The 12,050-nt window shown below is 68.9% G+C and carries 9 protein-coding genes and 1 riboswitch; of the genes, 5 read left to right on the top strand and 4 right to left on the bottom strand.

The annotated features are described in order from the left end of the window. Positions 1-57 precede the first annotated feature (57 nt). Both VGI12_00370 and VGI12_00365 read left to right on the top strand, forming a co-directional pair. Positions 58-816 (top strand): SDR family NAD(P)-dependent oxidoreductase, encoded by a 759-nt coding sequence (locus VGI12_00370; protein ID HEY2431093.1) that lies wholly within the window; start codon positions 58-60, stop codon positions 814-816. A gap of 34 nt (positions 817-850) precedes the next feature. After that, entirely contained in the window at positions 851-2,122 is a 1,272-nt protein-coding gene (locus tag VGI12_00365; GenBank protein ID HEY2431092.1) for a cation:dicarboxylase symporter family transporter, read from the top strand. Here the strand turns inward: VGI12_00365 and VGI12_00360 are convergent. Further along, a complete protein-coding gene (locus VGI12_00360; GenBank protein HEY2431091.1) occupies positions 2,055-3,893 on the bottom strand; it encodes an APC family permease in 1,839 nt (612 codons plus the stop codon). The two genes, VGI12_00365 and VGI12_00360, sit on opposite strands and share 68 nt — an antisense overlap. After that, positions 3,894-4,061, bottom strand: a riboswitch (cyclic di-AMP (ydaO/yuaA leader). It abuts the gene before it with no gap. A 63-nt stretch (positions 4,062-4,124) separates the two neighbouring features. Between VGI12_00360 and VGI12_00355 the strand changes: the two genes are divergently transcribed. From VGI12_00355 to VGI12_00345, 3 genes are all read left to right on the top strand, one after another. Further along, positions 4,125-5,630 carry a DUF4118 domain-containing protein gene (locus tag VGI12_00355; protein HEY2431090.1) on the top strand — a complete coding sequence of 502 codons (1,506 nt, stop codon included), beginning with the start codon at positions 4,125-4,127 and terminating at the stop codon, positions 5,628-5,630. A 4-nt stretch (positions 5,631-5,634) separates the two neighbouring features. Further along, positions 5,635-6,315, top strand: coding sequence for a response regulator transcription factor (locus VGI12_00350; GenBank protein ID HEY2431089.1), 681 nt, complete (start codon positions 5,635-5,637; stop codon positions 6,313-6,315). A gap of 69 nt (positions 6,316-6,384) precedes the next feature. After that, complete coding sequence (locus tag VGI12_00345) at positions 6,385-7,719, top strand: cation:proton antiporter (GenBank protein HEY2431088.1); 1,335 nt, start codon at positions 6,385-6,387, stop codon at positions 7,717-7,719. Positions 7,720-7,789: 70 nt separating this feature from the next. Here the strand turns inward: VGI12_00345 and kdpC are convergent, their stop codons facing one another. The 3 genes from kdpC to kdpA form a co-directional block, all read right to left on the bottom strand. Then, the gene (gene kdpC / locus VGI12_00340) at positions 7,790-8,383 is read right to left on the bottom strand and encodes a potassium-transporting ATPase subunit KdpC (GenBank protein ID HEY2431087.1); all 594 of its coding nucleotides are present in this window, start codon (positions 8,381-8,383) and stop codon (positions 7,790-7,792) included. Further along, on the bottom strand, positions 8,380-10,425 hold the full coding sequence (gene kdpB, locus VGI12_00335) for a potassium-transporting ATPase subunit KdpB (GenBank protein HEY2431086.1): 2,046 nt from the start codon (positions 10,423-10,425) through the stop codon (positions 8,380-8,382). Before kdpB ends, kdpC begins: the two co-directional genes overlap by 4 nt. Before the next feature lie 2 nt (positions 10,426-10,427). Next, a partial coding sequence (gene kdpA, locus VGI12_00330; protein HEY2431085.1) for a potassium-transporting ATPase subunit KdpA occupies positions 10,428-12,050 on the bottom strand: 1,623 nt, incomplete at its 5' end.

The raw sequence follows: 12,050 nt of genomic DNA, 5'->3' as shown, positions 1-12,050 counted from the left end.
GACCCGAAGCCGCCTCACCTCACGGTGTCGAACGCCGCCGCTGTAGACTCCTCCCGGATGATTCCAGCCGTCGCTCCGGATCTGACCGGACGGGTCGCGCTCGTCACCGGGGCCGCAAGGGGACTCGGCCGGGCTGCGGCCGCTCGGTTGTACGAACACGGCGCATCGGTGGCGGTGAACGTGCGCGACCCGGAGCGTGCCGCAGCCGCCGCCGCGTCGCTGGGCGAGCGGGCGCTGGCCGTGGCGGGTGACGTCGCGGCCGCGACCGCGCCCGACGCGATGGTGCAGCGCGTCCTCGACCGCTTCGGGCGCCTGGACATCCTCGTCAACAACGCGGCCCTCGCGCGCTCGACCCGCTTCCCCGAGCTGACGGCTGACGAGTGGCGCGCGACGCTCGACGTCAACCTCACCGCTCCGTTTTTGCTCATCCGCGCCGCGCTGCCGGCGATGAAGGCGCAGCGGTTCGGACGCGTCATCAACGTATCCTCCTCGGCCGGCCGCATGGTGAGTACGCTTGGCGGCGCGCACTATACCGCGTCAAAAGCAGGCCTGCTGGGGCTGACGAGAGCCGCCGCCAAGGAACTCGGCGTCTTCGGCATCACGGTGAATGCGATCTGTCCAGGCATGATCGACACGGAACTGACCCACGAACACGCGGCGCCGGAGCTGCTCGAGCGCCTGGCGCAGGGCTACCCGATTCCGAGACTGGGCACGGCGGCCGAGGTGGCAGATCTCATCTGCTTCGTTGCGTCGGAGCGCGCCGGCTACATCACCGGCGCGTCGTTCGACATCAACGGCGGCGACTTGATGATGTAGGGGAGAACCGGGCGGCATGAAGGAAGGGACACGTGTGCTCATCGCGCTCCTGGCGGCCATCGCCTTGGGCGGGGCGATCGCGGCGAGCGGGAGCGGGCTGGCGCTCCGGGTGGCCGACGCGGCAGCGCCGATCGGTTCGCTGTGGGTGAACGCGATCCGCATGACGGTGATTCCGCTCATCGTCTCGCTGATCGTCACCGGCATCGCCTCGGCGGCTGACGTGCCGGCAGTGGGGCGGATGGGCGTGCGGACGCTGCTGGTCTTCGTGCTCCTGCTCGCCGGCATGGCCATCGTCATTGTCCCGCTCGCGGCGTCGGTGTTCGCACTGCTGCCAGACGGCGCTCGGCCGCCGCTGCCGCCGGGCGCCGCTGACGCGGCCAGAGAGATGGCCAGCGGCGGCCAGGTGCAGTCGTTCGGATCGTGGCTCCTCTCGCTGCTGCCGGTGAACCCGATCGCCGCCGCGGCCAGCGGCGCCATGCTGCCGTTTGTCGTGTTCGTGCTGCTGTTCGCGGTCGCCACGGCGCGCAGCTCCGAGGCCACCCGCACGACACTGGTCGCCTTTTTCCGTGCGGTCGGCGAGGCGATGATGACGCTGGTGCGTGGCGTGATCTGGTTCACGCCACTCGGCGTGTTCGTGCTGCTGCTGCCGCTGGCCGCCCACCTCGGTGGCGCGCTCGCGGGCGCGATCGGGTTCTACATCGCCGCGTATTCGGCGGCGGCGCTGGTCTGCGTCGCGATTCTGTATCCGACCGTCCGGCTCGGCGCCGGCCTGCCGATGAGGCGTTTCGCGAGGGCGGCGCTGCCGGGGCAGCTCATCGCCTTCAGTTCGAGCTCATCGCTCGCCTCGCTGCCGGCCCTGGTCGAGGCCGCCGAGACCGAACTCGCGCTGCCAGCCGAGGTGACCGGATTCGTGCTTCCCGTCGCGGCGGCGATGTTCAAGATTGCCGGACCGGTGTCGTGGACGGTCGGCGCGCTGTTCGTCGGGTGGTTCTACCACGTGCCCCTGCACGCCCCGCAGCTGGCGACGATCGCCTGTGCGTCGGTGTTCCTCGCGTTCGCGGCACCGGGCATTCCTCGAGGGGCGTTCATCATGCTCACGCCGCTGCTCGTCGCCGTCGGGCTCCCGGCCGAGGGCGTCGGCCTGCTCATCGCCATCGACGCGATCCCCGACACGTTCGCATCGGTGCTGAACTCCACGGGCCTCCTGACGGCGACAGTGCTGGTCGCGCGCGGCCCGGCTAGCGCTCCAGATGGAACGGCACGCTCGTCACCACCACCCGCGGCCGAAAGAGGAGTGCCCCTTTAATTAAGAGCGCGCGCTGGTTGTGCAGCAGATGCTGCCACCAGCGGCGGGGAACGAACTCCGGCAGGATGACGGTGATGTAGTCGTCGGGATGGGCCGCCTGCAGCTGGTCGATGTATTCGAGCAGCGGCTCCATCAGCGAGCGGTACGGCGACGGCAGCACCTCCAGGCGCGCGGTGCCGCCCCACCGATCCCAGTCCTGGCGCACCCGTTCGGTGGCGGTCGGATCGGTATCCACAAACAGGGCCCGCACGTCGTCGGTCAGGCTGCTCGCGTAGGCGACAGCCTGCAGTACGGCGCGGTGGACGCCGCCGATCGGCACGAGGACGGTGCTGTGCTGCGGCGCCTCCCCGTTCCAGCCCTTCAGCGACAGCTGGGCGGCGACGTGGGTGTAGTGGCGGTTGGTCGCCTTGAAGATCGCGACGAGCACCGGGATCAGCACGATGATGATCCAGGCCCCCTCGAGCGCCTTGGTCGTCGCGACGATGACCAGGACAATCGCGGTGGCGATGGCGCCGAGACCGTTGACGAAAGCGCTGGCGCGCCAGCCTGGCTCGCGCAGCCGCCGCCAGTGCACCACCATGCCGCTTTGCGACAGCGTGAACGAGATGAAGACGCCGATCATGTAGAGCGGAATCAGCGCGTGCGTGTCCCCCCTGAAGACGATCAGCAGCAGGGCCGCGAACACACTCAGCGCGGCGATGCCGTTCGAGAAGGCGAGCCGATCGCCCTGATTCGAGAACTGCCGCGGCAGGTAGGCGTCGCGCGCGACGATCGATGCCAGACGCGGGAAGTCGGCATAGGCGGTGTTGGCGGCGAGCACCAGGATCAGCATCGTCGCCAGCTGCACACAGAAGTAGAGCAGGCCGCGGCCGCCGAACGTGCCGCGCGCGATTTGCGAGACGATCGTCTCGGTCTCGGATGGGATGACGTGGTATTCCTGAGCGAGCAGCGTGATGCCGACGAACATGACGATCGCGAGCAGCGCCATGGCGACGAGCGTTTGCGCCGCGTTCTTCGCTTCCGGGCGGCGGAAGGCTGGCACGCCGTTCGAGACCGCCTCGACGCCGGTCATCGCCGTGCAGCCGTTCGAGAACGCCGTCAGCAGCATGAACCAGCCAAGCGCGCCGGAGCCGATCGGCACGCGATCGACCGTGTCGATCGGGTGAATCGTGCCGGTCATGAACCGGAACGCGCCGACCCCGACGAGGAGCAGGATCATGCCGATGAAGAAGTAGGTCGGGATGGAAAAGATCCGCCCGGATTCGCGGATGCCGCGGAGGTTCCCGATCGCCAGCACCGCGAGAAACGCCAGCGACAGCTCGACGCGGTTGACGTGCAGCGACGGGAACGCCGAGGTGACCGCCGCCACGCCGGCCGCGATGCTGACCGCGACGGTGAGCGTGTAGTCGATGAGGAGCGCCGCCGCGGAGACGAGCGCCGGGTTGATCCCCAGGTTGTCCTTCGAGACGATGTAAGCGCCGCCGCCGCTCGGATACGCATGGATCGTCTGGCGGTAGGAGAACGCCACCAGACCAAGGAGGCCGGCGATGAGCAGGCCGATCGGTCTGGCGAAGGCAGTCGCCGCCAGGCCGCCGACCACCAGAACCCGCAGGATTTCCTCGGTCGCATAGGCGACCGACGAGAGCGCGTCGGACGACAGCACGGCGAGCCCCGTCAGCTTGGACAGGCGCTCGTGATGGGCGAGATGTGTGGGAATCGGGCGGCCGACAACCAGCCGCTTCAACGACGAATACACGCCACCGTCGGGCACACGAACTTCCAATCGGCCGGCGAGGTTAGCTGACGGGCTCGGGGTTGGAAGTCCCCGTCCGCCTAAGCTCGCAGCGCGAGCGTCGGCGAGATTTGCCCCTGCCGCCTGAATTGACGGCGCTGGTTCCCCCGCGCACCGGCGTCGCCGGCGCTTAGGCCGCCCCCATCGTAGCGGGCACCGCATTAAAAAGCCGTAAAGAGCCGTTTCCCTCGCCCGCGCTAGGATCAGGCCGTGGACTGGCGGACGGTACGGCAACTGGGCATCGGACTGCTCGGCGTGCTCGCGGCGACAATCGGGCTGCGGACCGCGCGCGTGGAGAACGCCACCACGGTGGCGCTCGGCTATCTGCTGGTCACGCTCTTCGTCGCGTCTCTGGGCGACGTGGCGGCCGCCGTCGTGACCTCGCTGATGGCCACGCTCTGCTTCAACTTTTTTTTCCTGCCGCCGGTCGGCACCTTCACGATCGCCGATCCGCACAACCTGGTCGCGCTCTTTTCGTTTCTCGTCGTCAGCATCGTCGCGAGCCGTCTGTCGACCACCGCCCGGGCCCGTGCGCAGGAGGCGCTCGATCGTCGCAACGAGGTGACGCGGCTCTTCGACCTGACGCGCGACATCCTGTTGACGACGGAGCGCGACGGAGCCCTGGCGGCCATCGCGCGTCACGTGGCGAGGCGTTTCGAGCTCGACGTGGTCGCGATTTGCGTGCCGCAGGCCGACGGAGGCTGGCGGATCGTTCATGGCGGAGCGGCGGCGCCGGACGTCGCGAGGGCGGAGCTCGATCGGGCGTTGGCAACCAGTGCCGGACGCATCGAGTTCGACGCCCGGACGCGTTCCTACGGCGGCCAGCAGGTCATCGCCGGCGGCGACGCCGGCCCGATCGCCGTCGCGCCGGTGCGCCTCGGCGCGCGGACGATCGCGCTGCTCGTCACCGGCGGCCGCGAGCTGGAGCCAGGCACGCGTGACGCCGTCGCCGGCATCGTCGCCATCGCGCTGGAGCGCTTGCAGTTCCTCGAGGAGCGACGCGGCGCCGAGTCGGCGCGGCATCGCGCCGAGCTGGCGTCGGCGCTGCTGGCGGCGCTGAGCCACGATCTGCGCACACCGCTGACCGCGATCCGCACCGCCGTCACCAATCTCGATTCCCTCGATCTGCCGGAAGCCCAGCGCCGCGAGCAGGCGCGCATCGCGGCGGGCGAGCTCGAGCGTCTGTCACGGCTGTTCGATGAGATCCTCGACATGGCGCGGATCGACGCCGGCACGGTGCGGCCGCGCCGATCGTGGACGACGCCGGCGGAAATCGTCGAGGCGGCGCTGAGCCTGGCGGCACCGGCGCTCGCCGGGCGCGACCTGCGCGTCGAGGCGCGCGACGACGAGGGGGTCGAAGTCGATCCGCGGCTGGCTGCGTCCGGCCTCGTCCACCTGCTCGAGAACGCCGCCCGCTACGCGCCGGCGGGCCCCATCGAGGTGCACGGCTGGACCGATGCCGAGGGGCTGCGGCTCGACGTCCGCGACGATGGCCCCGGCGTGCAATCGCAGGAACTGGAACGGTTGTTCGAGCCGTTCTACCGCGGCGAGTTGTTCCGGAACCGGGTGCCGGGGACCGGCATGGGACTGGCGATCACGCGCGGCCTGGTCGGCGCCGACGGCGGCCGAGTATGGGCGGAAAACCTCTCGCCGCGCGGCGCCGCCTTCTCGATCGCCGTCCCCGGCCGCACACACGCGGTCGCGGCCGTGGAGTAGCGGCATGGCGGCCCGCATCCTCATCGTCGACGACGAGCCGGCCATTCTGGCGACCATGGCGCCGCTGCTGCGGGCACGCGGTTACGACGTCTCGACGGCGACGACGGGGCATGCCGCGCTCGACGCGGTAGACCGGCAGCCGCCGCAGCTCGTGATTCTCGACCTCGGCCTGCCTGATCTCGACGGCGTCGAAGTGTGCCGGCGGCTGCGCGAAGGGCGGGCGGTGCCGATCGTCGTGCTCTCGGCGCGCGGCGCCGAGCAGGACAAGGTGGCGGCGCTCGACGCCGGCGCCGACGACTACGTGACCAAGCCGTTCGGCGCCGAAGAACTGCTGGCGCGGATCCGCGTCGCGCTGCGGCGCACCGAAGGGGCGGCGCCGTCGGGCGTGATCAAGCGCGGCGACCTGACGCTCGATGTCGACCGCCGACGCGTCACGCGCGGCGGCGACGATCTACGGTTGACACCCAAGGAGCTCGAGCTGCTGCTGTTCCTGGCGCAGCGCCCCGGCCGCGTGCTGACGCATCGCGCGATCCTCAAGGCGATCTGGGGCCCGAACGCCGTCGATCAGCCGGAACATCTGCGGGTGCTGGTCAACGCGCTTCGGCGAAAGCTCGAGCGGGACCCAACCCAGCCCCATTACATCAAGACCGAGCCGTGGGTCGGCTATCGCTTTGCCGAAGAGTAGGGCAGACCTCGCGGCGCACGATTTTCGTTGAGCCCACTCGCACGGTGCGGATAATTGATTCGCATCGTGATGTCCTCGCGCGCGCTCGTGCCCTGGCTGCTCGCCGCGGTTGCTCTCGGGCTGCTGATCGGCGGTCTCGTGATCATGCGCGAAGGCTCGGCGCAGACCGACGCGCTCGGCCGGCTGGCCCTGGCGCTGACGGTGATTCTGATCGCGGCGCTGGTCGGCGGCCACTTGGTGGCGCGGGTCGGGCAGCCGCCGGTGCTCGGAGAGCTGGTCGTGGGGGCCGTGCTCGGAAACATGCCCGGGCTGGGCGCGCTCCATTTCGTCGGCACGGATCCCTACGTCGACATCCTGGCGCGGGTCGGCATGCTCCTGCTGCTCTTCGAAGTCGGTCTCGAGCTGTCGGTTGGCGACCTCTTCCTGGTCGGATCGTCGGCGCTCGGCGTGGCGATGGTCGGCACCGCCGCGAGCCTGGTGTTGGGCACGCTCGCCGCAGTCTCGCGCTCGCCCGGCGCGCCATTTGCTGCGAACGTGTTCCTCGGCGCGGCCATAACCGCGACCAGCGTCGGCATTACCGCGCGCGTACTGCGCGACATCCAGGCCTCACGCAGTGCTGAGGCGCGCGTGATTCTCGGCGCCGCGGTCATCGACGACGTGCTGGCGCTCGTCGTGCTCGGGGCGGTGTCCGTCTGGGCGACGACGGCGCCGGGCAGCGCGTCACAGGCGGGGACCATCGCGGCGTTGGCCATGAAAACGGTCGGCTTTCTCGTCCTGGCGGTGGTCCTGGGTGCGCGCTGGACGCCGGCATGGTTTCGCGGCGCTACCCGACTGCGCGGCAGCGGCGCACTGCTCGCCATCGGCCTCGCCCTCTGCTTCTTTCTGTCATGGGCGGCGAGCGCCATCGGCCTGGCGTCGCTGGTGGGGGCATTCGCGGCCGGCCTGGTCCTTGAAGACAGCCATTCGGAGCTGTTCGTCCGCCGCGGCGAACGCCCGCTCGGCGAGCTGCTGCAGCCCCTCACGTCCTTCCTGGTGCCGCTGTTCTTTGTTCTCGTCGGCTTCCGCATGAACGTCGGCGTACTACTGCGGCCGGAAATGCTCGCGCTGTCCGCGGTGCTGCTGCTGGCCGCGATCGGCGGTAAGCTCGCCTGCGCCGGCGGCGTGCTCAGCCGCGGCGTCGCCCGGCTGCCGGTGGCGATCGGCATGATGCCACGTGGGGAGGTGACGCTCGTCTTCGCGGCGCTTGGCGGGACCCTGCAGGTCGGCGGCCGGCCGCTCCTCGACGAACGCGGCTATGCCGCGCTCGTCGCGGTCGTCATCGGCACGACGCTGCTGACACCGCCGTTGCTGAAGTGGAGCCTGACGCGGACGCCGCGCACCCGTCTCACGCAGCCGGCAGCGTGAGCCTGAGGGTGTTGCCGTCGCCGATTCGATCCGTGCGGCTCGCCATATCGTCTTTCGGGGATGAGCACGATCATTTCCTGGCGCGCCCCGCCGCCGGCCAGCGCGCGTCCATGTCCAGATTCAGCATCAGGACGTTGACGCGCGGCTCGCCGAGGAAGCCGAGCTGACGCGGTTCGATGTGCGCCTCCACGAACGCCTGCAGGTCGGTCTCGCGGATGCCGCGTGCGTTGGCGATGCGCGGCACCTGGAACATGGCGTTATCGGGCGTGATGTCCGGATCGACCCCCGATGCCGACGTCGTCACCATGTCGATCGGCACCGGCGTGTCGGGATGCTCCTTGCGCGCGGCGTCGACAGCCGCCCTAACGCTGTCGATCAGCTTCTTGTTGGTCGGGCCGAGATTGGTGCCGCCGGAGCTGGTGGCGTCGTAGCCGCTGCCGGCTGCGGACGCGCGGCTGTGAAAATAGCCCGGGGACGCAAATCCCTGTCCGATGATCGCCGAGCCGACCGGATGCCCGCCGCGCTCGACCAGTTGCCCGTTCGCCTTGTCGCGGAAGAGGATCTGCGCGAGGCCGGTGACCACGAGCGGGTAGACGAGGCCGAGCAGCACCGTCGTGACGACGGTCATCAGGACGGCAACGATCAGATTCTTCTTCAGATTCATGCCAGCCTCAGCGCGGTGATGACGATGTCGATGATCTTGATGCCGATGAACGGCGCCACAATGCCGCCGACGCCGTAGATGAACAGGTTGCGCCGCAGCAACGCCTCGGCGCTCATGGCGCGGTAGGTCACGCCTCGGAGAGCCAGCGGCACCAGCGCGACGATGATCAGCGCGTTGAAGATGACCGCCGACAGGATCGCCGACTGCGGCGTCCTCAGGCCCATGACGTTCAGCGCCATCAACACCGGGAACGCCGCCGCGAACATCGCGGGAATGATCGCAAAGTACTTCGCCACGTCGTTGGCGATCGAGAACGTCGTCAGCGCCCCGCGCGTCATCAGCAGCTGCTTGCCGATCTCGACGATGTCGATCAGCTTGGTGGGGCTGGAGTCGAGATCGACCATGTTGCCGGCTTCCTTGGCGGCCTGCGTGCCGGTGTTCATCGCGACGCCGACGTCGGCCTGCGCCAGCGCCGGCGCGTCGTTGGTGCCGTCGCCGGTCATCGCCACGAGCTTGCCGTCGGCCTGCTCGCGCTTGATCAACGCCATCTTGTCTTCCGGCGTCGCCTCGGCGAGGAAGTCGTCGACGCCGGCTTCCGAAGCGATCGACGCCGCGGTCAAGGGGTTGTCGCCGGTGATCATCACCGTGCGGATCCCCATGGCGCGCAGCGCCGCGAAACGCTCGCGGATGCCGCCCTTGACGATGTCCTTGAGGTGGACAACGCCCAGCGCACGCGGTCCCTCCGCGACGACGAGCGGCGTGCCCCCTTCACGCGCGATCCGATCCACCTGCTGGCGCAGCTCCACCGGGAACGCCGACCCCTGCTGCATCACGAACCGTTCGATGGCATCCGCCGCGCCCTTGCGGATCCGCCGCCCGTCGACATCGACGCCCGACATGCGGGTCTGCGCGGTGAACGGGATGAACGTCGCTTCGTGCGCCGCCAGGTCGCGGCCGCGAATGTTGTACTGCTGCTTGGCGAGCACGACGATCGATCGGCCTTCCGGCGTTTCGTCGGCCAGCGACGCGAGCTGCGCCGCGTCGGCGAGCGCGGCGTCGCCGATGCCCGGCGCCGGCCGGAACTCGGTGGCCTGCCGGTTGCCGAAGGTGATCGTGCCGGTCTTGTCGAGGAGGAGCGTGTGCACGTCGCCGGCCGCCTCGACGGCGCGGCCCGACATCGCGAGCACGTTGCGCTGGACCAGACGGTCCATCCCGGCGATGCCGATTGCCGAGAGCAGGCCGCCGATGGTCGTCGGGATAAGGCAGACAAGCAGCGACACCAGCACGAACACCGTCTGCGGCGCGCCCGAGTAGACGGCGAACGGCTGCAGCGTCACCACCGCGAGCAGGAAGATGATCGTCAAGCCGGCGAGCAGGATGTTGAGGGCGATCTCGTTCGGCGTCTTCTGCCGCTCGGCCCCTTCGACGAGCGCGATCATGCGGTCGAGAAACGAGTGCCCGGGATTGGCCGTGACCCGCACCATGATCCAGTCCGACAGTACCTGCGTGCCGCCGGTCACGGCCGAGCGATCGCCGCCGGCCTCGCGAATCACCGGCGCCGACTCGCCGGTGATCGCCGACTCGTCCACCGACGCGATGCCTTCGACGATCTCACCATCGCCCGGGATGAACTCGCCGGCCTTGACCATGACGACGTCGCCCCTGCGCAGGGACGAGGCGGGGACGACGTCGATCAGGCCCGCCGGCGTCAGCCGGTTGGCGACAGTCTCGGTCCGCGCGCGGCGCAGCGTGTCGGCCTGGGCCTTGCCGCGGCCCTCGGCCATTGCCTCGGCGAAGTTGGCGAAGAGCACGGTCAGCCACAGCCAGAAGGTGATCTGGATCTCGAAGCCAAGGCTGCCGCGTCCGCCGATCGCGTCGCGCACGAGCGCCAGGGTGGTCAGCACGCTGCCGACTTCGACGACGAACATGACCGGGTTCTTCGCCATCGTCCGAGGATGCAGCTTGACGAGCGAATCCAGTGCGGCACGGCGGATGATCTGCGCGTCCCAGATGGATCTCGAAGCCTTGGAGGCGGGCGCCATGATCAGAACACCTTTCCCTGGAGCATCATCAGATGCTCGACGATGGGGCCGAGGCTGAGCGCCGGGAAGAACGTCAGCGCGCCGACGATCACGACCACGCTCACCAGCAGGCCGGTGAAGAGCGGCGTCGTCACCGGGAACGTTCCCGGCGACGGCGGCACGCGCTTCTTGCCGCCGAGATTGCCGGCGATGGCCAGCATCGGCAGGATCATGAAGAAGCGGCCGACCAGCATCGCGACGCCGATGCTGACGTTGTACCAGTTGGTGTTGGCATTGAGTCCGCCGAACGCGGATCCGTTGTTACCCGTTCCCGAGGTGTAGGCGTAGAGAATCTCGGAGAGCCCGTGCGGGCCCGGGTTCAGGATGCTCGACGTGCCGAACGACGGTGCAACCATCGAGATCCCGCTGAAGACCAGGATGGTCAGCGGGAACACCAGCACGACGAGCATGGCCATCTGCACGTCGTACGATTCGATCTTCTTGCCCAGGTACTCCGGCGTGCGGCCGACCATCAGGCCGGCAATGAACACCGAGAGCACGACGAAGATGAGGATGCCGTACATGCCGGCGCCGACACCGCCGAAGATCACCTCGCCGAGCATGATGTTGACGAGCGGGACCAGGCCGCCGATCGGGGTGAACGAGTCGTGCCAGCTGTTGATCGCGCCGCAACTGGCGTCGGTCGTCACCGTGGCGAAGAGCGCGGAGTTGGCGATGCCGAACCGGACTTCCTTGCCCTCCATGTTGCCGCCGGGCGATCCGGCGGTGACCGCCTGGCTGGCGCCGGCCTGCGTAAACATCGGGTTGCCCTTCGCCTCGGCCCAGTACGCGGTCGTCACACCGGCGAGGAAGAGGAACGCCATCGCGGCCCACACCGCCCAGCCGTGCCGGCGTGAGCCGGTCATGTCGCCGAGCGTGAACGTCAACCCGGCCGAGATGGCGAAGATGCAGAACATCTCGACAAAGTTGGTGAGCGGCGTCGGATTCTCGAACGGATGCGCACTGTTGGCGTTGAAAAAGCCGCCGCCGTTGGTGCCGAACTCCTTGATGATTTCCTGCGAGGCGACCGGCCCCTGCGCGATCGTCTGCGTCGCCCCCTCGACGGTTTTCACCACATCGTAGGAGCGGAGATTCTGGACGACGCCCTGCGAGACGAGGAAGAGCGCCCCGGCGACGCAGAAGGGCAGCAGTACCCACAGACTGCAGCGGACGAGGTCGACCCAGAAGTTGCCGAGGGTCGCTTTCTCGCGCTGCGCGATGCCGCGAATGAACGCGATAGCGAGCGCGATGCCGGTCGCCGCCGACGCGAAGTTGTGGAACGCGAGTCCGGCCATCTGCGTGAGATAGCTCATCGTCGACTCGCCGCTATAGGCTTGCCAGTTGGTGTTCGTGGTGAACGACGCGGCGGTATTGAAGGCCAGCGGCGGCGGGACCGCCGGGAAATGCTGAGGGTTCCACGGCAGCCACTGCTGCACGCGCAACATCAGGTAGAGCACGAGCATCGAGACCACACTGAACAGCAGCATCGCCGCCGCGTATTCCGTCCAGCGCATCTCGTGCGTCTCGTCGACGCCCGTCGCGGCGTAGATCAGCCGCTCGATCGGGCGCAGAGCCGGATCGAGCCA

This window comes from Vicinamibacterales bacterium, assembly GCA_036496585.1.
Lineage (GTDB): Bacteria > Acidobacteriota > Vicinamibacteria > Vicinamibacterales > 2-12-FULL-66-21 > JAICSD01.
This window is presented reverse-complemented; position numbering and strand designations above follow the sequence as displayed.

Excerpts from the sequence above, each read along its gene's own strand:
- VGI12_00370 (HEY2431093.1), top strand. The coding sequence starts at position 58 with ATGATTCCAGCCGTCGCTCCGGATCTGACCGGACGGGTCGCGCTCGTC.
- VGI12_00350 (HEY2431089.1), top strand. The coding sequence starts at position 5,635 with ATGGCGGCCCGCATCCTCATCGTCGACGACGAGCCGGCCATTCTGGCG.
- VGI12_00345 (HEY2431088.1), top strand. The coding sequence starts at position 6,385 with ATGTCCTCGCGCGCGCTCGTGCCCTGGCTGCTCGCCGCGGTTGCTCTC.
- kdpC (HEY2431087.1), bottom strand. The coding sequence starts at position 8,383 with ATGAATCTGAAGAAGAATCTGATCGTTGCCGTCCTGATGACCGTCGTC.
- kdpB (HEY2431086.1), bottom strand. The coding sequence starts at position 10,425 with ATGGCGCCCGCCTCCAAGGCTTCGAGATCCATCTGGGACGCGCAGATC.